This window comes from Paludibacter sp., from assembly GCF_009712605.1.
In the GTDB taxonomy this organism is placed as follows: domain Bacteria; phylum Bacteroidota; class Bacteroidia; order Bacteroidales; family Paludibacteraceae; genus Microbacter.
In genome coordinates, this window is sequence record NZ_WASO01000015.1 from 417,636 (window position 1) to 437,904 (window position 20,269).

Annotated in this window: 20 protein-coding genes and 1 tRNA gene; 11 read left to right on the top strand and 10 right to left on the bottom strand. The window is 41.0% G+C overall.

The window, feature by feature from the left end:
- Nucleotides 1–54: 54 nt before the first annotated feature.
- A tRNA-Ser gene (locus F8N35_RS14160) sits at nt 55–142 on the bottom strand.
- Between the two features lie 261 nt (nt 143–403).
- Here F8N35_RS14160 and F8N35_RS14165 point away from each other — a divergent pair.
- The 10 genes from F8N35_RS14165 (at nt 404) to F8N35_RS14210 (ending at nt 10,012) form a co-directional block, all read left to right on the top strand.
- Nucleotides 404–790 carry a ribonuclease P protein component gene (locus tag F8N35_RS14165; protein ID WP_293054378.1) on the top strand — a complete coding sequence of 129 codons (387 nt, stop codon included), beginning with the start codon at nt 404–406 and terminating at the stop codon, nt 788–790.
- Nucleotides 787–1,008, top strand: coding sequence for a membrane protein insertion efficiency factor YidD (yidD, locus tag F8N35_RS14170; RefSeq protein ID WP_293054381.1), 222 nt, complete (start codon nt 787–789; stop codon nt 1,006–1,008). The genes F8N35_RS14165 and yidD overlap by 4 nt, the downstream gene beginning before the upstream one ends.
- Nucleotides 1,009–1,440: 432 nt before the next feature.
- Nucleotides 1,441–2,436, top strand: coding sequence for a MoxR family ATPase (locus F8N35_RS14175; RefSeq protein WP_068704079.1), 996 nt, complete (start codon nt 1,441–1,443; stop codon nt 2,434–2,436).
- A 124-nt stretch (nt 2,437–2,560) separates the two neighbouring features.
- On the top strand, nt 2,561–3,427 hold the full coding sequence (locus F8N35_RS14180) for a DUF58 domain-containing protein (protein WP_293054384.1): 867 nt from the start codon (nt 2,561–2,563) through the stop codon (nt 3,425–3,427).
- A 35-nt stretch (nt 3,428–3,462) separates the two neighbouring features.
- Entirely contained in the window at nt 3,463–4,461 is a 999-nt protein-coding gene (locus F8N35_RS14185; RefSeq protein ID WP_293054387.1) for a hypothetical protein, read from the top strand.
- 26 nt (nt 4,462–4,487) lie between these two features.
- Nucleotides 4,488–5,471: a VWA domain-containing protein gene (locus F8N35_RS14190; RefSeq protein ID WP_293054390.1), complete on the top strand. Its 984-nt coding sequence runs from the start codon at nt 4,488–4,490 to the stop codon at nt 5,469–5,471.
- A gap of 41 nt (nt 5,472–5,512) precedes the next feature.
- Nucleotides 5,513–6,529, top strand: a complete 1,017-nt coding sequence (locus F8N35_RS14195; RefSeq protein ID WP_293054393.1) for a VWA domain-containing protein — start codon at nt 5,513–5,515, stop codon at nt 6,527–6,529.
- A 55-nt stretch (nt 6,530–6,584) separates the two neighbouring features.
- Nucleotides 6,585–7,301 (top strand): tetratricopeptide repeat protein, encoded by a 717-nt coding sequence (locus F8N35_RS14200; RefSeq protein ID WP_293054396.1) that lies wholly within the window; start codon nt 6,585–6,587, stop codon nt 7,299–7,301.
- Nucleotides 7,302–7,403: 102 nt separating this feature from the next.
- Entirely contained in the window at nt 7,404–9,230 is a 1,827-nt protein-coding gene (locus F8N35_RS14205) for a BatD family protein (protein ID WP_293054399.1), read from the top strand.
- Nucleotides 9,231–9,235: 5 nt separating this feature from the next.
- Entirely contained in the window at nt 9,236–10,012 is a 777-nt protein-coding gene (locus F8N35_RS14210) for a tetratricopeptide repeat protein (protein WP_293054402.1), read from the top strand.
- 58 nt (nt 10,013–10,070) lie between these two features.
- On the opposite strand, the gene F8N35_RS14215 is transcribed toward F8N35_RS14210, so the two are convergent.
- Nucleotides 10,071–10,499: a DoxX family protein gene (locus F8N35_RS14215; protein WP_293054405.1), complete on the bottom strand. Its 429-nt coding sequence runs from the start codon at nt 10,497–10,499 to the stop codon at nt 10,071–10,073.
- A gap of 242 nt (nt 10,500–10,741) precedes the next feature.
- Here F8N35_RS14215 and F8N35_RS14220 point away from each other — a divergent pair, with 242 nt between their 5' ends.
- Complete coding sequence (locus F8N35_RS14220) at nt 10,742–12,673, top strand: NAD(+) synthase (RefSeq protein ID WP_293054407.1); 1,932 nt, start codon at nt 10,742–10,744, stop codon at nt 12,671–12,673.
- Between the two features lie 2 nt (nt 12,674–12,675).
- Here F8N35_RS14220 and F8N35_RS14225 read toward each other — a convergent pair whose 3' ends face one another.
- From F8N35_RS14225 to F8N35_RS14260, 8 genes are all read right to left on the bottom strand, one after another.
- A complete protein-coding gene (locus tag F8N35_RS14225) occupies nt 12,676–14,664 on the bottom strand; it encodes a hypothetical protein (protein ID WP_293054410.1) in 1,989 nt (662 codons plus the stop codon).
- A gap of 241 nt (nt 14,665–14,905) precedes the next feature.
- Nucleotides 14,906–15,079 (bottom strand): hypothetical protein, encoded by a 174-nt coding sequence (locus F8N35_RS14230; RefSeq protein WP_293054413.1) that lies wholly within the window; start codon nt 15,077–15,079, stop codon nt 14,906–14,908.
- 24 nt (nt 15,080–15,103) lie between these two features.
- Nucleotides 15,104–15,679, bottom strand: coding sequence for a hypothetical protein (locus F8N35_RS14235; protein ID WP_293054415.1), 576 nt, complete (start codon nt 15,677–15,679; stop codon nt 15,104–15,106).
- 38 nt (nt 15,680–15,717) lie between these two features.
- Complete coding sequence (locus F8N35_RS14240; protein WP_293054418.1) at nt 15,718–16,542, bottom strand: hypothetical protein; 825 nt, start codon at nt 16,540–16,542, stop codon at nt 15,718–15,720.
- Between the two features lie 37 nt (nt 16,543–16,579).
- Entirely contained in the window at nt 16,580–17,650 is a 1,071-nt protein-coding gene (locus F8N35_RS14245) for a hypothetical protein (protein ID WP_293054421.1), read from the bottom strand.
- A 46-nt stretch (nt 17,651–17,696) separates the two neighbouring features.
- Complete coding sequence (locus tag F8N35_RS14250; protein WP_293054424.1) at nt 17,697–18,095, bottom strand: SHOCT domain-containing protein; 399 nt, start codon at nt 18,093–18,095, stop codon at nt 17,697–17,699.
- A 49-nt stretch (nt 18,096–18,144) separates the two neighbouring features.
- Complete coding sequence (locus F8N35_RS14255) at nt 18,145–18,642, bottom strand: hypothetical protein (RefSeq protein ID WP_293054427.1); 498 nt, start codon at nt 18,640–18,642, stop codon at nt 18,145–18,147.
- 44 nt (nt 18,643–18,686) lie between these two features.
- Nucleotides 18,687–20,096 carry a DUF5723 family protein gene (locus tag F8N35_RS14260; protein ID WP_293054430.1) on the bottom strand — a complete coding sequence of 470 codons (1,410 nt, stop codon included), beginning with the start codon at nt 20,094–20,096 and terminating at the stop codon, nt 18,687–18,689.
- Nucleotides 20,097–20,269: the final 173 nt, after the last annotated feature.

Genomic DNA, 20,269 nt, shown 5'->3' on the forward strand with positions numbered 1-20,269 from the left:
AAAAGCTCGCAAATCATTGATTGTGCGAGCTTTTATTATTTTCTGATTTCCTTTTGGCGGAGAGAAAGGGATTCGAACCCCTGGAACCTCTCAGTTCAACGGTTTTCAAGACCGCCGCAATCGACCACTCTGCCATCTCTCCAAAAGCGGGTGCAAAGATAAGTGGTTTATTTTGTATTTGCAAATGTTAAGCCTGAAAAATGAAATGAAATGTGCATTTTTTGTGGTGTGAAGAAAGTTGCTCTGTGTAAGTTTTTGAAAATTAATCGTAAAGCTTTTTTGACTTTTTGTGGCTAAAAACGGATGTAAGTGTTGTTTTTACTGAAAAGGGCAATCTTATTGAAATGGGTTTCCGAAAAACAGTTATCTTTGCAATGGTTGAAAACGATTTTGAAGCAAAACTATGTCGAATACTGGGCTTTCATTTCCTAAAAAAGAACATCTAACGGGGGAGATTCGTGTTAAACGGTTATTTACCGAGGGACAATCTTTTTTGGTATATCCGCTCAGGGTTGTTTTTCTTCCTGATGAGCCACGAGGAATTCCTTTGCAGGCATTGTTTAGTGTCCCTAAACGGCGGTTTAAACGGGCTAATAAAAGAAATTTGCTGAAACGTCGTATGCGTGAGGCTTTCCGTTTGCATAAATCATCATTGACCGGAGTTTTAACGGAAAATGCCCGTACAGTGGATGTGGCATTTACTTATATCGCAAACGAGCCAATTGCTTTTAGTCTTATTGAGCGTAAAATGATTGAGGCGCTGAATATTTTGAAGGAAAAAGCAGTATGAGGAAATTTTTGTCGTGGATAGTGTTGTTGCCTATCTATTTCTATCGCTATTGTATATCGCCTCTGAAACCTCCCACGTGCCGGTATACACCAACCTGTTCACAATACGCAGTGGAAGCTGTACGAAAATATGGTCCATTGAAAGGGATGGTTCTTGCAGTGAAACGAATATTGAGATGTCATCCCTGGGGAGGACACGGTTATGATCCGGTTCCATAGATTCATAAAAAGCAGTTTCTTTGAGGATTTGCTTATTTCTTATTGATTTCCGGTTAATCAAAGCTGATGATGTATGATAATGAAAATGAGCTTTTTGTAATTATTATGAGTTGGCTTAGTGTTTTTTAACTGGAACGATGGATATGTTAGTGAGTAGCCGAATAATTTTGTTTCTGCCTCAAATGTTAAATCGGAATGTTTGGTATTATTCTGAAATTTAGTTGTTTGTGTGAACTAAAGACGTCGACATTTGAAGGTAAAATGTTAAAAGCAGTAGCCGGCTTACGAAATAGTGGGTAAACATTTATTTACACGCCGTTGAGTTTGGTATCAAAACCATTGGCGAAAAGTACTTTTATTGGAATAAATAATAGCAAGAAACCCGACTGAACCCGGATTTCTTCATTCTATAATCAACAAACTAAATTTATGATGAATCCAACAGTTGATATCAGAGAATTGAATGAGCGCATAGAAAAGCAGAGCGCGTTTGTGGATGCCCTGACCATGGGGATGAACCAAATGATTGTCGGTCAAAAACACCTGGTAGAATCCTTATTGATCGGTATGCTTTCCAACGGACACGTATTGCTTGAAGGTGTGCCTGGTTTGGCAAAAACACTGGCAATCAAAACACTGGCACAGCTGATTGATGCCAACTATAGTCGTATTCAGTTTACTCCCGACCTTTTACCTGCCGACGTTATCGGTACGATGATTTACAGTCAGAAAAAAGAGGAATTCGCTATTAAAAAAGGACCGATTTTCTCTCATTTCATCCTAGCAGACGAAATTAACCGTGCTCCGGCAAAAGTACAGAGTGCTTTGCTCGAAGCGATGCAGGAACGTCAGGTGACCATCGGTGATCATACTTTCAAACTCGAAGAGCCTTTTCTTGTTTTGGCAACTCAGAACCCGATTGAACAGGAAGGTACTTATCCCCTTCCTGAAGCTCAGGTCGACCGTTTCATGCTGAAGGTGATTATCAATTACCCGAAGAAAGAGGAAGAAAAAGCAATTATCCGTCTCAATATGTCGGAATCGCTGCCTACGATTAAGCCGATGCTGAAACCTGAAGATATTGTTACCGCCCGTAATGTGGTTCGCGAAGTGTATATCGACGAAAAAATTGAACGTTACATCGTCGATATCGTATTTGCTACCCGTTTCCCGGATGAATATGGCATCAAAAATCTTTCCAGCATGATTTCGTTCGGTGGTTCGCCCCGTGCGTCTATCAATCTTGCGCTTGCAGCAAAAGCCTATGCCTTTATCAAACGCCGCGGCTATGTGATTCCGGAAGACGTTCGTGCCGTTTGCTTCGATGTATTGCGCCACCGTATCGGTTTAAGCTACGAAGCAGAAGCCAACAACATGACTTCGGAAGAGATTATCAGCGAAATTCTGAATGCAGTAGAAGTCCCCTGATTTTCAATGTGCCAATAAGGCAATATGCCAATGAACTAATGTGCAAGTTTGTACAAGCTTGCAACAATAGAATATTGGAATTTGAACCCTGAACCCTGAACCCTGAAATTGGAATAACAATTGAATGGAAACATCGGAATTACTAAAAAAAGTCCGGCAGATTGAAATAAAGACCCGTGGATTGTCGCGCAATATTTTTGCCGGCGAATACCATTCGGCTTTTAAGGGGCGAGGCATGACCTTTTCGGAAGTGCGCGAATATCAGTTTGGCGACGATATTCGAAGCATCGACTGGAATGTTACGGCTCGTTTCAATCATCCTTATGTCAAAGTTTTTGAAGAAGAACGGGAACTGACCGTGATGTTGCTGGTGGACGTGTCGGGTAGTCGCGATTTTGGTACTGTGAACCAAACCAAGCGCAACCTGATGACTGAAATTGCCGCAACGATTGCTTTCTCGGCTATTCAGAACAAAGATAAAATCGGGGTGGTTTTCTTTTCGGACAAGATTGAAAAATTCATTCCTCCCCAAAAGGGGAAAAAGCATATTTTGTACATCATTCGGGAGTTGCTCGATTTTCAGCCCGAAAGTTCCCGTACAGATGTGTCGCAGGTATTGCAATACTTTACAAATGCCATCAAACGTCGTTGCACGGCATTCCTCATTTCCGACTTTATTGACGGCGAATTTGAACGCGCGATGATGATTGCCAACCGTAAACATGATGTGGTGGCTCTTCAGGTATATGATCCGCGAGAAACAGAATTGCCCGATATTGGTCTGGTAAAACTGAAGGATGCAGAAACGGGAGAACGTTTGTGGGTAGATACTTCTGATCGCCGTTTGCGTATGGCATACCATAACTGGTGGGGCGAAAATCAGATTTCGCTGCAACAGGTTCTGGCCAAATGCAATGTTGATTCAGTGTCGATTAGTACCGATGAAGATTACGTGAAATCATTAATGCGGCTTTTCAAGCTGAGAAGTTGATATTGTGAGAATTCCCTGCTTAATAAGCTTAAAACATGAGAACATTTTACAGATTATTGCTTTTCCTTTTTGCCCTGTTGTTTGCTCATAATGGATATAGCCAGCAGATTTCGGTAAAGGCGTCTATTGATTCAACCCTGATATTGATAGGAAAGCAATCGCATTTATCTTTCGAAGTAGCTCAGCCAAAACATATGGTTGTCAGGTTTCCATTACTTGCCGATACTCTGGTGAATGGAGTGAATATTCTCGGTAAACCAAAAATGGATACAGTTGACTTGGGGCATGACCGTATCCAGGTGAAACAAACCTATACCGTTACTTCTTTCGATTCAGCGCTTTATTACATCCCATCCTATAAATTGATTTCAGGGCGGGATACATTCAAGACTAATCCTTTGTCGCTGAAAGTTATCACTTACAGTGTAGATACAGCCAAACAATCCATTTTTGATATTAAGAAAGTCTATGCTCCGCCGTTCGATTGGGCAGCATTTTTCAGAATGATCCTCATAATTGCGTTGATTCTGATTGTCTTGGCTGCTATTGTATATGTGATTTGGAAATATGTTCTGAAAAAACCGATACCGTTTATTGAGAAAACAGTGCAGGTGTTGCTTCCGCATCAGAAGGCTATTCAGGAACTTGACCAGATCAGCTCTCAAAAGCTGTGGCAACATGGACGCGAGAAAGAATATTATACCCGTCTGACGGAAGTGATAAGGGTGTATATGGAATCCCGTTTCAATATATCGGCTCTTGAAATGACCTCTGCTGAGATACTGGACGAAGCCCGGATGATACAAATGGAATACCCCGCGGCGTATGATAGCCTGAAAAAGCTCTTGCAAATAGGAGATTTGGTAAAGTTTGCCAAATGGCATCCTCAGCCGGAAGAAAATGAGCTTAGTTTGAATATTTGCTACCTGTTTGTAAACCAGACTAAAGTGGAAGAAACTATAGTTGCGGAAGAACAGGTTGTTGATAACAAACCGGAGAGCGCTGAAGATGTTTCAGAGCCAAAGCTTCTCTAAAGTTGAACTGAAAAATTATCTTGGATATGATCTTTAAAAATCCGGAATATCTGTTTTTGCTGCTTATTCTTATCCCTCTTATCGCGGGATATGTAATGAGACTAAGCAAGTCGGATGCCAGCCTGCAAATTTCATCAACACGCTATTTTGCAGGTTTTAAAAAGACAAAAAGACTTTACCTGCGGCATGTTCCGTTTGCACTGCGCATGCTGGCGCTTATAGCTTTGATTATTGTCATTGCACGTCCGCAAACATCCGATTCAGTGACTGATTCAACCTCTGAGGGTATTGATATAATGATGGCTGTGGATATATCGGGCACGATGCTTGCCAAAGATTTTCGACCCAACCGTATTGACGCCGCAAAAGCAGTAGCAACAGAGTTTATCAACAGTCGTCCCAACGACAATATCGGTTTGGTGATTTTTGCCAGCGAAAGCTTTACCCAATGTCCGTTGACCACTAATCATGCTGCATTAATCAGTTTGTTACACAGCGTGCAATTTGGGATGGTCGATGATGGTACAGCTATCGGAATGGGGCTTGGAAGCGCCGTCAGCCGCCTGCGCAATAGCCATGCGAAGTCGAAAGTTATTATTCTTTTGACTGATGGCTCGAATAATACCGGAGATATTGCTCCATTAACTGCTGCCGAAATTGCCAAACAGTTTGGTATCAGGGTTTATACGATTGGTGTCGGTACACGTGGTGTAGCGCCAATGCCGGTTCAAACTCCGTTTGGATTACAATATCAGAACATGCCTGTGGAATTTGACGAAAGTACGCTTTCTCAAATTGCCCAAATGACTCACGGAAAATATTACCGGGCAACCGACAATAATACGTTACAGTCTATTTACCAGGATATTGATAAACTGGAGAAACATAAACTTGAAGTAAAAGAATATAATCGTCGGAGTGATGTTTATACAGGATTTGCTTTGTTGGCGTTACTCTTGCTTGGCGGAGAACTCGCCCTGCGTTATACAATGTTGCGCAGAATACCGTAATAAGCGAACTAAAATCCGGAGATGATTAAAAATTAGACACGATGTTTCATTTTGCACAACCAAATTATCTTTTTTTATTGCTGTTGGTTCCTCTGTTTCTTGCGTTGTTTTATTATAGCAACCTGGTAAGAAAGAGGAAGCTGGCAAAATTCGGCGATTATGAATTGCTGAAGGATTTGATGCCCAATGTTTCGCAAACACGTCAACGCATTAAATTTTATCTGACACTGGCAGCACTTACGCTTATAATACTAGCTATTGCTCGTCCCCAGTTCGGCTCCAGTACCGAATCGGTCAAAAGAAGGGGTATTGAAGTGATGATTGCACTTGACGTATCTAATTCTATGTTGGCGAAAGATGTATCTCCAAGCCGGCTTGAAAAGGCGAAACAAATGTTGTCGAAGCTTTCCGAATCGTTGAGTAACGATAAAGTTGGTGTTATTGTATTTGCCGGAGAAGCTCAAATGCAGATTCCACTTACAGCGGATTATGTCGCTGCAAAGATGTTTCTTTCTTCAATAGAGCCGGGAATGATTTCCCGTCAGGGGACGGCTATCGGTTCAGCTATTGATCTTGGAATTCAGGGTTTATCAACCAATTCAAAGACAGGAAAAACCATTATCGTCATCACAGACGTTGAAAACCATGAGGATAATGCGATTGATGCAGCTAAACTTGCAGCGGAAAAAGGCATTATGGTGAATGTCGTCGGTATTGGGACTCCGGAAGGATCTCCGATTCCTGCAGCAGGAACAATGAGCTATAAGAAAGATCTCAATGGTAATGTAATTATTTCAAAATTAGATGAACAGATGGGTAAAGAAGTTGCCGCTGCCGGGAAAGGAATGTATGTAAGAGCCGATAATTCTAATGGAGCGTTAAAGGCGTTGACTTCTTCCTTGGATAAACTGGCAACAGCACCTGTCGAAAGCAAAATTTATTCTTCGCGTGACGAACAGTTTACGACGATGGCTTGGTTGGCTTTTTTTCTGTTAGTCATTGAGATTGCTATTCTTGGCCGCCAGAATAAATGGGTCAACAGATTTAAATGGTTTTAATATTGCAGCTATCCTAAAATGAGATTGTTGCAATAAAACATCATCGCAGAAAATTATGAGAACTCTTTTTATTTTACTCGGAATGTTGGCGTTTGTAACCTCTTTTGCTCAGAAAGAGAGTGCAAATGTGAATGCCGGAAACAAATTATATAATAAGCAAAAATATACTGAAGCAGAAAGTGCTTACAGAGATGCCCTGAAAAAGAATAAGAAGTCGTTTGAAGCGAACTATAATCTTGGAAATGCACTCTATAAACAAAACAAGTACGCGGAGGCATTGAATGCATACAAACAGGCATTGCCTCTGACTCAGGATAAAAAGAGGTTGGCCTCAGCAATGCACAATCTTGGGAATTCGCTGATGACACAAAGACAGTATGATAAGGCTTTGGAGGCTTACAAACAATCATTGCTGCTGAATCCGAATGACAATGAAACCCGCTTCAATTATGCGTTTGCAAAGGCCATGATGAAAAATCAGCAGAACAAGAATAAAGATAAAAAGAACAAAGATCAGCAAAAGCAGCAAGATAAAAAGGATCAGAATAAGAAGGATCAGAAAAATAACAATCAGCAAAATAATAATCAGAATCAGAACAATAAAGACCAACAAAATAAAAACCAGCAACAGCAGCCTCAGGGTGGTGGCATGTCGAAACAAAATGCAGAACAGATTCTGGATGCTATTCAGCAAAATGAAAAGAACGTGCAGCAAAAAATGAATGAGAAAAAAATCAAGGCACGCTCACAAAACGCTGAAAAAGACTGGTAATTTGGGATTTACGGTAAATATCTGGTGCAAGAACCTGGTATTATGTCGAAATTGAAGTGTCGTTTTAATTTACAATTCAGCGTATAGAAATCGAAATATAAAATGAAGAAATATAGTCTATTGGTAATTGTACTGATGCTGTTTTGTGCCGGTCAACTGAGTGCACAGAAGATTACTTTTGTGGCCAAGGCTCCTTCATCAGTCGTTTTAGGTTCACCATTCCAACTATCGTATGTTATAAATACTGCTGCAGATGCAGATGAACTTAGGTTGCCGGATCTTAGTAACTTTGAGATTTTGGCAGGCCCGTATACTACCAGTTCACAACAGATGATTAATGGTCACTATAGTGGTTCGCTGACAATCACATATACATTGATGGCCCGTAAACTCGGAACGTTTCCGGTAGGTCCCGCAACCATAACCGTTGCTAAGCAGCGGCTCGTTTCCAATGGGTTATCACTCAAGGTGCTCCCGCAGGATAAAAATGCAAAGGCAAACAGTAACAATAGCGGAGGAGAATCACAGGGCGGCGGAAGTTCGTCAGTTTCCCTTTCGTCGGGGGATGCTTTTCTGAAAGCCAATGTTACCAAGACAAAAGTGTACGAGCAGGAAGCATTTCTGGTTACCTACAAGCTTTATTCTTTGCCGGATGTATTGGGTGTGGAAAGTTTTAAATTGCCCGAATTTAAAGGGTTTGTGATGCAGAAAATAGATTTGCCGACAGACCAGCGTCCGCAACTCGAAAATTATAGAGGGCACAATTATACTACGTTTGTTCTCTACCAGGTGCTTTTGTTTCCTCAACGTTCGGGAACGTATGATATAGAGAAAGCTTCCGGAACATTCGGTTTTCGTTTGCGGAATCAAAGGAAAGTGAAAAGTATATTCGACGATTTCTTCGATACGTATCAGGATGTGAAACGTACATTGGTCGCTCCATCAATCCGCATAAACGTCACTCCGTTGCCTCTTGCAGGCAAACCGGCAACATTCTCAGGCGCTGTTGGTGATTTTCATCTGAATGCTCAGATAGATAAGACCACAATGAAAACCAATGAGCCAGTGACGGTTCGTATCACTATTTCTGGGACAGGGAACCTGAAGCTGATTAATACGTTGCCACTGAAATATCCGGCAGACTTTGAGGCTTACGAACCGAAGGTGGATAATAATTACCGACCTTCTGCCTCTGGTGTTACCGGAACCAAAACTATGGAATATTTGGCTATTCCCCGTCAACCGGGTGATTTTGTCATCTCCCCCGTTTCGTTCTCTTATTTTGATGTGTCGACACATACTTATAAAACTGTTTCTACACCGGAATATAAGATTCATGTGGATAAAGGATCCGGTAGCTCAGCTACTGTGGTTGACAACTACGCGCAAAAGGAAAATATCAAGGTGTTGAATAAGGATATTCGTTATATCAATACGGGTGATTTTAGTGTCTCGAAACAACCTGAATTTTTGATTAAATCAGTTGGTTTCTGGTTGTTGTATATTATTCCACTGTTGATTGCGGTGATATTATACTTTCTGTTCCGTAAACAAGCACGCGATAACGCGAATATTGCTTTGGTTCGCAACCGAAAAGCAAATAAAATGGCTTTGAAACGGTTGAAACAGGCATCAGTATATCTCAAGGATCAGAAGAAAGAACCTTTCTATGATGAAGTGTTAAGAGCTTGTTGGGGGTATCTGAGTTATAAACTCAATATTCCGGTTGCTGATTTGACGAAAGAAAAAATGCAGGAAGAACTGGCAGCTCATTCTGTAGACGAGGCTCTTATTGGTCGTTACATGGAATTGCTCAATACATGTGAATTTGCACGTTATGCGCCGGCGACTTCGAATGATGCTTTGGATAAGGTGTTTGCAAAGGCGGTTGCAGTTATTGAAGCGTTGGAAGGATGCATTAAAAAATAAAGAAAATGGAAATATTAAGATATAAAACCGGGATGAAAAGATATTTTGTTTTCTGCATATTTGCATTGATGACGTTAGTCGTATTTGCTCAGCAGGCATCTGTGAAAGAAGCAAATGCTTTGTATGCTCAGAAAAATTATACGGCTGCCGTTCAGCAGTATGAAATGGTTCTGAATACACAGGGTTCTTCTGCTGAATTATATTACAATCTTGGGAACGCTTATTATCGTTCAGGAGATATAGCAAAGGCTATTTTGAGTTACAATAGGGCTTTGTTGCTGAAACCAAATTATGATGACGCAGAGTTTAATCTCGAAATAGCGCAAAAGAAAGTTGTGGATAATGTTGATGTAACATCTGTCTTCTTTTTGAAACAGTGGGTCAATAATTTGGGCGATATTATGTCTTCCAATGGTTGGGCAGTATTTAGCGTTATTTTGTTTATTCTGGCTCTTACGTCTTTCCTTGTTTTTATTTTCGGACGTTACCGTTCATTGCGGAAGACCACATTTAATGTTGCTATTGCTTCATTTGTAATTGCATTGATTTCCATTGGGTATGCAGTAAAGCAAAGTAATAAGGTGGTGAACTCAACTGATGGAATCATTATGGTGGGTTCCGTTACCGCAAAAGATTCCCCGGCCTTGAATGGAAAAGATATGTTTGTGATGCACGCCGGAACAAAGGTGACGATAAAAAACAGCGTATCCGGATGGACCGAAGTTGAACTTCCCGACGGTAATGCCGGATTTATACCGGCTACAAGCATTGAGAAAATATAATTTTATCATTCATACTACAAATAAGGCGCTAAACTATGTTCAGCGCCTTATTTGTTTTTTACTCCTTCTTTAACCACTTATCAATAATGTAGTCGGCAGAATATCGTCCTGGTCCCATTAATAAAATTATAATGTAAAGCAGTAGGTAAATTCCAGCAAGTTCTTTTGCTGCAAACGGCATTCCTGCATGAATAACAAAAAATGCGATACTCATTCCGAAGATGGATGGCAACGTTGCAAGACGGGTGAATAACCCAAGCAGAATTAGCAGAGAACAGCCAACTTCTGAGATAAGAATCATTATTAAAGACGCAGAGTGACCGACTCCCAGCGGATCGGGAAATGCTTCGGAAAGAGAACTGAAATTACTTAGTTTTTCAAGTCCATGTGTCAGCATAAAACCTGCCGTAAGCAATCTTAATAAAAAGAGTGCGGCATCCATTGTGATGCTATTTGCTGTTGAAAATAGCAAAGACGATCTGTTCATACCTGATTGTTTTTGTTGAATTTTATAGTGCTAAATAATGTTTTAATATTTCAAAGATACATCTGGAGGTGACAAAATCCAAATATAATGGAAGAATGTTATAGTCTCAGATTGGCGATTGATAATCATTTTCCATATTTAGGCGGATTAAGAGGCAATAACAAGCCGATATTTATTGAAATGCGGGATTATTTAATCATTAAAAAAATGCCCTACCTTTGCAATAGAAAATTCCAATCTATATGAACCACGGATTCCTAAAAGTTGCTACAGCAATTCCAAATGTCAGAGTCGCTGATTGTACTTATAACGTAACACGTATTCAAGCGTTAATCGAAAAAGCTTATCAGCAAGATGTGCAGATAGTTTGTTTCCCGGAACTATGCATAACAGCTTACACATGTGCGGATCTTTTCCATCAACAGCTGCTTATTTCAGAGGCTGAGAATGCGTTGCGGAATTTAGTGAAGGAAACGGCTCATCTGAATATTATTTCAATTGTAGGTTTGCCGGTAAAAGTAGGAAGTCGCTTGTTTAATTGCGCGGTTGTGTTTAAGGCCGGCGAAATCGTTGCTGTTGTTCCTAAAACTCATTTGCCTAATTATAATGAATTCTACGAAAAACGGTGGTTTGTCTCCTCAAAAGATGCGATTGTCGACTCAGTTGAGCTGGCTGGCCAGCACGTACCATTCGGAATTAATCTGTTGATAGGACAGGGAGATTTTCGCTTTGCCATTGAACTTTGCGAAGATCTTTGGGTTGCCGTTCCTCCCAGTTCGCTACACTCTATCATGGGGGCGCAGGTTATTTTTAATCTGTCGGCCAGCAACGAAATTATTTCCAAGAACGATTATCTTCTGTCGCTAATATCACAACAATCAGCCCGTTGTATGGCGGGATATGTATATGCCGGAGCCGGTTTCGGAGAATCAAGTCAGGATGTGGTTTTTGCAGGTAAAGGCATTGTGGCAGAAAATGGCCGTCTTGTTTCTATGGCAGAGCGTTTTTCATTTGACGAACAACTGCTCGTTAGCGAGATTGATATTGAATTGTTGGCTAATGAGCGACAAAAGAATACTGGTTTTGCACAGGATAGTACAGCCTTATTTCCTTCGTTGCCGGAATATCGCCTGATTGAGTGTAATGTCCCTGAAATCGAAGCTTTCGCACTTTCCCGCGAAGTGTCTCCTACGCCTTTTATTCCTGCCGGCCTGGAACTGGATAAACGTTGCGAAGAGATTTTCTCTATACAAATTGGTGGATTGGCAAAACGCTTTGTTCATACTCAATCTAAGATAGCAGTTATTGGCATTTCCGGAGGATTGGATTCAACGCTAGCTCTTTTGGTAACCGTCCTTACGTTTGATAAGCTGGCGATGCCCAGAAAAAATATTATTGGGATAACGATGCCTGGTTTTGGTACAACCGGGCGTACATATAAAAATGCCATCGACCTGATGAACTCATTGGGAATCACCATTCGTGAGATTGATATTACGGAAGCCAGTCTTCAGCATTTTAGCGATATAGGCCACTCTGAAGATATTCATGACGTGACTTATGAGAACACGCAGGCTCGTGAACGTACGCAAATACTGATGAATGTTGCAAACAAAGAAGGTGGTTTGGTAATTGGTACCGGCGATTTATCCGAATTGGCAATGGGGTGGTGTACCTATAATGGCGACCATATGTCGATGTACGGCGTTAATTCAGGTATTCCTAAAACGTTGATTCGTTATCTGGTGACCTGGGTGGCCAACCATAAGGTAAGCGGAGATAGCGCAGCCACTTTGCACGATATTCTGGATACACCCGTTAGTCCGGAATTGCTTCCGATGGATGAGAACGACGAAATAGTTCAAAAGACGGAAGATATTATAGGGCCTTATGAACTACACGATTTCTTCCTTTATTACATGGTTCGCTACGGATTCAGACCGGCTAAAATATTTTATCTGGCACAGCATGCTTTTGAAGGAAAATATACCGACGAGGTGATTCTTAAATGGTTGAAGACTTTTATTCGGCGCTTTTTTAGTCAGCAATTTAAACGCTCGTGTTTGCCTGACGGACCGAAGGTTGGATCGATCAACCTTTCTCCACGGGGCGACTGGCGTATGCCCAGCGATGCTGTTGCTGCCATGTGGCTTCATGATATAGAGCGGCTGTAGTTTCAGGGAATTAGCATCTTGTCAAGAATAGCATCTTCGTATTTCCACTGTCCATCAGTTTTCTTCATGATAACAAAGTATGCAGTGATAGGCGCAGCGTTGCCTGAAATATAAAAGATTGCACGGTTTTGTGCGGCATTAAATCCCACCCGTGAAATATAAGTGCCTGGTCCAAACATACCGGGCGTTCTGCTGAGTCCATGCCGTTCTTTCTCTTTCCGGTAAGCATCTTCCGTATAAATGGAAAAGTCTGGGATAAGTATACGATCTGTAATTTGGTGTTCTATCCTGTTGTTTTTTAGGTAGCTGTCGTACATTGTTTTCGCATCGTTGCCCAAAATATCTTTGATTAGCTTGGGCATAGTTTTGTTTTTGTCATCTACTGCAGATGTCATTTCGTAAACAGAACGGGCTTCCAGCATATATTCAAAATACGGGGGATAATTAGCATGTCCTTTCGGTGTTGTGCTGAAAAAGCCTTCGAAAACTTTATATTCTGCATCAGTAATCGCAGGTGTTACTTTCTTCGTTACATTTTCCTTCAGAGTAAGCGACTTGACAACTTGTTCAAACAGGTTTTGATTCTTTTGGGCAATGCTCAACGGAGTTTCCATTGTTATAACAATAAATCCTTCCTGTTGCGGAAATATTGCATATCGTTTGACGACGTCAATAGCACTATCTTGCGAGCCTAAAAGCGGTGAACGTTGCGTTTTGATGTCAATGCGGATTGCTTTTAGTCCGTTTACCGAGATTGTCTCTGTTTTGCCATAATCTTCAAAAGGAGGCTTGAAGTGAGGATGTTGTAAATCAAATAAATATCTTTCCGCTGTCTTTGATGGTTCTGAAATGCGACTTATCGACAGGATTGTTTTGTCCTCATTAAACAGGTAAAGGCGATGAGTTTTGTCGATCAACATATCATCCGACTCGGATTTTTGCCATCCGGTCGGAATTTGTACGGAATATGACAGATATTTTGGTTGGTATGTCTCAAGCGAAATGGGTTGGTATGCAGTCTCTTCATGTAAACGACTATATACAATTCCCGAAGTCTCTTCTTCGATCCAAACGGCATGGTTAACTCCTTTTGATAGATCGTAAAAGATATCGTTTGAAAATGAATAATCGCCCTTGAATTGTGCCATCTGGAGGAATAATTTCTGCTTTCCAAAAAACTGTGAGGCATCTTGTATTATGCCCGTCAGTTCGTCGGTTCGTAATTCGGAAGACGTGGTTGCTTGCATATTAAATAGACCGAAGCATCCCGGAGCCAGATTGCTTACCGGCGTACACGGCGTAATTGTGAACAGATCGATATTTCCGATTCCACCAAAAGAGTTAGTCGTTTTGAGAGGGTAATAAAGCTGGGGCGATTTGAACCGATATTCAATCGGATCAATCATTTTCGTGGCAGAGTCAATCTTTACGAAATCGAAAACAAACCAATTAATTCCTCTCGCAGTATAATCAGCCGCAATCTTTGCAATATCCTCAAAATCGCTTTTAGAACTAAGCTTTTTTGATGTGAGAAAATTGGTAATCCATTGAGTAAAGTCTGCTGTGCTATTGATTTTTATCACAGAAATGTCGTGTACTCCCAATTGCTCACTGAAGGTGATCTCAACGTTATTGACATGTGTGGAACTCTTTGTGAAGAATAACTTTTTTAACTGGTGCTCGTGCACTAGCGTTTTTGCCGATTCAAAAGCTTTTGGAGAAGCCAGTTGTACTTTGGGCTCAGATGGAAATGGGATAAAGCGGATAAGTCCGGTTGGCTTATCGGCATTCAAATCTGTGCTGAGTATAAGAATTTCTTCATTGAAATTGTGAAGGATGATTGCTTTCTGGCTCGTTTCGGAAATCTTTACATCACTTATACGTATTCCTCCCATGTCGGCATAAAGCGAACCGGAAAAGCTGCTGATAAGCACGAGCGTGAGCATACATGGCAAACAGTGCAAAATAATATTGAATTGGCTTGGCTTCATACAGAGTAAGAATAAGGTGATGGTTTCGTTATTCAGTACATTTTATTTCGTTGGCGCTTTTTTTATCCGGGCAATGTAAGGATTCACAATAAATTTATTGGTGATATTAAGCGCTTTGTTTGGCTCAATTCCGGCTTCTTTTAAGGTGTAAGTAAAGCTTGCCGGAGATTCCATCGCTTTGCAATAGTCAGGTCTTGTACGATTGATGGTTAACTGATTGTTCTTTACAATGAACTGAAAATCATTTTTTTTGCGTGCAGCCTGAACTGGCGACTGTGATGGTAACTTCCTGCTTGTCGTAATCGAAACTAATCCCTAATAATGTTTCAGGTTCGGCTGCTTTCAACATCGGGGCGCAAAAGAAAGATGCGATAATGACAATAAATAGCACTTTGAGAAAAGAGATATTCTTCATAAGGAGTGGTTTTTAGTGTGAAACTTATTTTTGAATGGATGTAATGCAGACGTAAGCACTTGGCATGTTCCAGTAATTGCGCTTATAGACGGTATAAAATGTTATCCGGTATTTTGTGTTGGGTTTCAGTTTTGTGTAGTCGTTACCAATGATGCCTGCCAGATGATACCACGGACCACTTTTAGACATTCCTTCGACGTGTAACACTGTATTATTTTGAGCATTGCTTTCTACCCAGGCAATGGTAGTAATCTTCTCTCTTGCAAAATCCTGACTAAAGAAATCCTGAGGTGCTTGTTTGCTTTCGGGCAGGATGTATTTGTCTACAGACATTTTCTGATATGTGTCCAGTTCAATTTTTAGCGAATCCAAAGTCTTTTGGAATTCAGCAGCTTCGGCGGGTGCATTTTGCTGTTTGCGCACGTCAATCCAGCGCTGATAGTTTGCCATTTCAAGTTGGATGGCAGTTTTGGTGGCTTCCAGACAGAGTTTTTTTATCTCTGATTGAGGAACCTCGGTTTGTTTGCTTGAAGGCTGTTGCGCAAGTGCTCCAAAAAATATGGCAGACAAAGCTAAAAAGAGTGTGTATTTTTTAGTCATGAGATGTAAATTTAATTTTGGAGTTAATAAGCAGATTTTTATAGCTGATTTGAAATGCCGACCAGACGGAGCATGGTTTGGGTTTCGGGATTGAATACGATTAATCCGTCGAGGAAGAACTTTAAAGTGCCTCCATATTGATTTGAAAGCTGATATACAGTCGATTTTTTGATGTAATAGATGGCATTTTTGGTTGAAAAGAAAATGATTTTCGATTGAGGATCATAAGCAAGTGATAAGATGTTATTGCCATTACCTACAGATGCTAACCCTTTTAATTCTCCAGAAATGGGGTTAAGAGAGAAGACTGCACAACCGGTGGCAAAAATCAGATCGTGATTGGCTTCTATAACAGCATTGAAAGGCGACGGGGACGAGAATAGCTTCATGTATTTCCCACCTTTGGCAACAACATACAGGCTATTTTTGGCAGGTAGGTTTTTGTCATAAATATAAAGCAAGCTGTCTCCTGCCGTTATGCCCATGTCCGAATTTGGAAGAGCGACTATTCTGGAATAGTGTCCGACACTGTCCATAAAACAAAGTCCCTTATCACGGACAACAATTACGAATCCCTCTTTGTTAATGGAGAAAGCATCAATTTTTTGGTCGGACGAAGTTCCGAATGGAAGCAGACCTCCCCATCCTAATAAGTACATCTTTGAATTGGTAGACAGTAAAATATGCTTGCTGCGTGTTATGTCGAGACTACCAATGAATGAGTCATTAATATTTGCTTCTTTAACCATTGCCTTAGAGAGCAGCCCTTCAAATCGAAGCGTGTCAGTGATATTGGCTCCAGAGAGATTTTGTATCCCCGTCAGGCATATAATAAACAGTATGGATGAAACGATATTTTTCATGATTGAAAGATATTAAGCAGAAATATGTACCTGGGAATTACTTTTTCGGCTTGGAAAATAATAAAGAAGGCGAAGTGTATGTTTCGTGCATATCTTTGACTTTTACTGCCTTGTCTATAGCTAATTCTGAAAATACCTCACTAATTTCTCCAAAACGATTGTCGAGATATGCAATGCCTAATTTTTTGTAAGCAGACTGAGCTAAATCGGTCACGGCATCTTCCAATGTGGTGAGAACAGCTTTATTGATGATCACATTTACATTTAAATTTTGAAGATCAACATTGGTGAGCTTCCCGGCTACAAAATCATTTGCGGCGTTTTCAACAGACGAAATGCTGTATCTGGTAATATTAAGCATGAAAGCTCCGATTGCGGCAGGCAGTTTGCCATTTGGTAAATCGCTAATTTCAGAGTTGCGGCTCATTATTTTTTTGAATTCAAGCGTTTCTCCGATATCGACTCTTTCGCTCTGTGTTGCTTCAATACCCTTTTCAGGTATCATTTCCGCCATATAGTTATAATCGTAACAAAGCTTTAACGATCGGGTTTTGCCATCCAGAGTTGTTATAGTTAAGTTGTTGTTAGTCGGAACACTGCCATTGGGTGTCGTTCCAGTCCCTTGGGTTGTGTTTCCAGATCCAGGAAAAGGCCGGGGACGGGATGTCGTATTATTGTTTGTCGTGTGATTGCTTGCAACCGGAGGTGTCGGTTTAACGGGTTTGTAAACAGGAATGTCGTGAGAGCGATCATTTGCAGCTCTTGCTTTTGCCAGATTGGATTTTACAGTGGTATTAAACGGATCATACCATTGCGCTTTTTTGAGCATCCGGATGGCTTTGCTGTAATCGCCGGAATTCATGAACCGGATTGCGCTCTCATTGTAGTTGCTGGCTTTTTCAAGTCTTCTGTAATAAGAGGCAGAATAAGAACTGGTAGTGTTTGTATTGTAAGATGATGAGGTATTGCCTCTGTCTATACGTACCCCTGTCATATGCTCAAGCTGGCCGATTGCGCTTTGAGCGTTTATTTGGTTGCCTGCCGATATAAATGTGCAAAGCAGCATCAGACAGAGAATTTTTATGCCGGTTTGAGATCTGGTTTTCATGATCTTGTAAAATTAAAGGTGCTTTTGATAAAAGTGAGTCGTAAAATTACAGTTCATTCAGTATTTCAGCTCTTTTGCTTTGATATTCAATATCGGTGATAAGTTTCTTGTTTTTAAGATCTTCCAGTTGAGCAAGCCGTGATTCTATATCGCCGTTTTGTTGCGTCGTTGTTTTGTCTGCCATATCTTCGTTATTTATATCTACGTCCATTACCGATAGCCCTTTGTTGCTAAAGAAGTTTACCAGTGAAAAAGTAGTAATGCCTAGTGCAAACAAGATGAAAATAATAAAGAACAGAGTAATCACAGGGCCTCCGTCGTCGAAACCTGATTCCTGACTGACCGTGACAAAGAAAACAATGCCAAAAATGGTGAAACAAAGTCCGGCGATTGCACCCATCAGGGAAGATGCTTTGCTTGGCTTTACTTTAGTGTTAAGCTTCATTGTGTTGTAATTTGAAGTGGAAAGAGAGTTTTCCGGCAGGGAAACCCATTTAATAGAAGCAGATGTGCAGTCCTATTTGTTTGAGCCAATAAAACTGATCTCCGCCGTAGAGGTTGTATACGGGACGTACCCCGATAGAAATTGCGATGGGAGCTAACGTGCATTGCAACCCGAACGTGCCGTCAAGTCCGGCAAAAGTATTGTCGTGTTTGGCATTGTCATTCCAATGGGCTTTCTTCCACGATCCCACATGGCCACCAAAGCCGAGATACCAGTCAAAGGGATATGCAATCGGATTATGAACTTCACCCATCAATGTGAAGTTGTAGTATTCTTTGCCAAAACCTCCTATAATGTCGAAGCAATGGCTTGCCGTAGTAAATGCTTTCAGACTAACTTCATAGACAAAATGATCGGGGTTGGTAATGTCTTTGGAGTTGACAGCAAGTGGTGAACTGACATAAGTTCCTATTCCCGCAACATATTGGGAATAAATGGGGATTGATCCTAATAATAAGAAGAGACTAACAAAAATCGTTTTTTTCATGGTTAGTTATGGGGTTAATGTTAGTTTCAGGTAAAATGTTCAGCTTAATTGCCGGGGGGCGGTGGAGCCTGTTCCACTCGTTGCTTATATACTTTCTTTTTAGGACTGCTAAAAGCGAATGATAGTCCGGTCTGCACGTTGCACTGTTTGATTTTGGGAATTCCGCCTTCGGCATACGAAAGAGGTAGGTAGTCTGTGATAACGTACCAGTTAAATGGTCCGGCAATGATGTTTAGTCCGGCACCAATATTACTTCCTTCGTTGTTGATGAGTGAGTAGCCTACCGACAAGTTTATCCAGGACAATGGACGCAGGTTGGCCGAAGCCGTGATAGTTCCGCTTGTGGCAGAGCTCGCAAATCTGCTGTCGTATAGAAGTCCGAAACCTATTTTGTCTTTCAGGATAGAATATTCTGCGCCGAATTTTACATGAGCCGTAAGAGATGAATTATAAGCCTTTCCGTTCGGTTTGAAGTGTAGTGATTGTTTGAGGGTGTCGAGTACTGCACCGAATTCATTATCTCCATTCACCGCAAACGACATGTTGTTGAATGTTGTGTTTGCTTTTACAGAGCCTTCCCAGTCGCTTTTTTGCCAGTGAATAAATCCGAGATCTGTTATAGCTGCTGAGATAGTCAGGTCTTTTGTGAGTTTATAAGCAGCACCCGCATCCATTCCCAATCCTGTTCCTTTGAATTTTGTCGGACCAAAATCATCTCCATGCATGTTGGCAAAATCAGGATAACCCTCTTTGTCAGCATATATTTTACCGGGCACACTCAAACGCAAGGTGCCGGCGCCGGTCATTGTCGTTTGGGCTTCTGTTCCGTTCAATGAAAGTTGAGAAAACGACATTTTGCTGTTTAGCTGTCCAAATAGTAGTTTGAGTTTGCCACCAACGCTTAAGCGGGGAGTAACCTGACGCGCGTATCCGAATGAAGTTTCTACATAAGCAGTGGCGTCAATTGCCAAAGAGGAAAGGTCGAAATGTTGGGATGTTGAGTTTTGATCAACACCTTCGAGCAATAGTCTGAACATGTCTTTGGGGACGCTTGCCGAAGAAACGACTCTTTCTGCTAATCCGAAAGAGAAATAATTTTTGTTTTTCCGGAATCCAAAACCGAAAATATTCAGCGTTGCTTCGGATTTTATTTCTGTTGAAGGTTTCAGTGTGCGTAGAAAGCTTTGGTATTCTGCACCTTTGTCAAATGCAGAAACTGTTGATCCATTGACCGACTTTAAAAGATCGTTCATTGCAAACGAATTGTTCCCCATACCGGCATAGACAGAAGCCAGGCTGATGTAAAAATCCTGACATGGAATAAATCCCGGGTTTTCGGCAGTTCTGCCTGGGATTTTATTCATGAAATAGAGTGTGTTAGTTTGCGCCATGGAGACCATGGCATTGGAAAGAAGGATGGTAATTGCTATACAGGAAGCTATATAGATCTTCATATTTGATTATTTTGGTTGGGAAAATACCACAAAAGGGATCATTTCTCAACAAAAGTATAATATTTATGATGTAGATGCAAATTTTTTTTGCTGCAAATTGTTGCAGAAATGTCAATTGGTTCTTGGTCGCCAAACAAACTTTTTGTTGCTTGTATGTTGTTTTAAGTGAGTTG

What these genes read in the sequence shown, in the direction of transcription:
- F8N35_RS14165 (WP_293054378.1), top strand. Translation starts at nt 404, where the DNA reads ATGTCGAATACTGGGCTTTCATTTCCTAAAAAAGAACATCTAACGGGG.
- F8N35_RS14255 (WP_293054427.1), bottom strand. Translation starts at nt 18,642, where the DNA reads ATGAAAAAAACGATTTTTGTTAGTCTCTTCTTATTATTAGGATCAATC.
- F8N35_RS14180 (WP_293054384.1), top strand. Translation starts at nt 2,561, where the DNA reads ATGGAAACATCGGAATTACTAAAAAAAGTCCGGCAGATTGAAATAAAG.
- F8N35_RS14245 (WP_293054421.1), bottom strand. Translation starts at nt 17,650, where the DNA reads ATGAAAACCAGATCTCAAACCGGCATAAAAATTCTCTGTCTGATGCTG.
- F8N35_RS14225 (WP_293054410.1), bottom strand. Translation starts at nt 14,664, where the DNA reads ATGAAGCCAAGCCAATTCAATATTATTTTGCACTGTTTGCCATGTATG.
- F8N35_RS14235 (WP_293054415.1), bottom strand. Translation starts at nt 15,679, where the DNA reads ATGACTAAAAAATACACACTCTTTTTAGCTTTGTCTGCCATATTTTTT.
- F8N35_RS14260 (WP_293054430.1), bottom strand. Translation starts at nt 20,096, where the DNA reads ATGAAGATCTATATAGCTTCCTGTATAGCAATTACCATCCTTCTTTCC.
- F8N35_RS14190 (WP_293054390.1), top strand. Translation starts at nt 4,488, where the DNA reads ATGATCTTTAAAAATCCGGAATATCTGTTTTTGCTGCTTATTCTTATC.
- F8N35_RS14240 (WP_293054418.1), bottom strand. Translation starts at nt 16,542, where the DNA reads ATGAAAAATATCGTTTCATCCATACTGTTTATTATATGCCTGACGGGG.
- F8N35_RS14215 (WP_293054405.1), bottom strand. Translation starts at nt 10,499, where the DNA reads ATGAACAGATCGTCTTTGCTATTTTCAACAGCAAATAGCATCACAATG.
- F8N35_RS14220 (WP_293054407.1), top strand. Translation starts at nt 10,742, where the DNA reads ATGAACCACGGATTCCTAAAAGTTGCTACAGCAATTCCAAATGTCAGA.
- F8N35_RS14210 (WP_293054402.1), top strand. Translation starts at nt 9,236, where the DNA reads ATGGAAATATTAAGATATAAAACCGGGATGAAAAGATATTTTGTTTTC.
- yidD (WP_293054381.1), top strand. Translation starts at nt 787, where the DNA reads ATGAGGAAATTTTTGTCGTGGATAGTGTTGTTGCCTATCTATTTCTAT.
- F8N35_RS14195 (WP_293054393.1), top strand. Translation starts at nt 5,513, where the DNA reads ATGTTTCATTTTGCACAACCAAATTATCTTTTTTTATTGCTGTTGGTT.
- F8N35_RS14200 (WP_293054396.1), top strand. Translation starts at nt 6,585, where the DNA reads ATGAGAACTCTTTTTATTTTACTCGGAATGTTGGCGTTTGTAACCTCT.
- F8N35_RS14250 (WP_293054424.1), bottom strand. Translation starts at nt 18,095, where the DNA reads ATGAAGCTTAACACTAAAGTAAAGCCAAGCAAAGCATCTTCCCTGATG.
- F8N35_RS14185 (WP_293054387.1), top strand. Translation starts at nt 3,463, where the DNA reads ATGAGAACATTTTACAGATTATTGCTTTTCCTTTTTGCCCTGTTGTTT.
- F8N35_RS14230 (WP_293054413.1), bottom strand. Translation starts at nt 15,079, where the DNA reads ATGAAGAATATCTCTTTTCTCAAAGTGCTATTTATTGTCATTATCGCA.
- F8N35_RS14205 (WP_293054399.1), top strand. Translation starts at nt 7,404, where the DNA reads ATGAAGAAATATAGTCTATTGGTAATTGTACTGATGCTGTTTTGTGCC.
- F8N35_RS14175 (WP_068704079.1), top strand. Translation starts at nt 1,441, where the DNA reads ATGAATCCAACAGTTGATATCAGAGAATTGAATGAGCGCATAGAAAAG.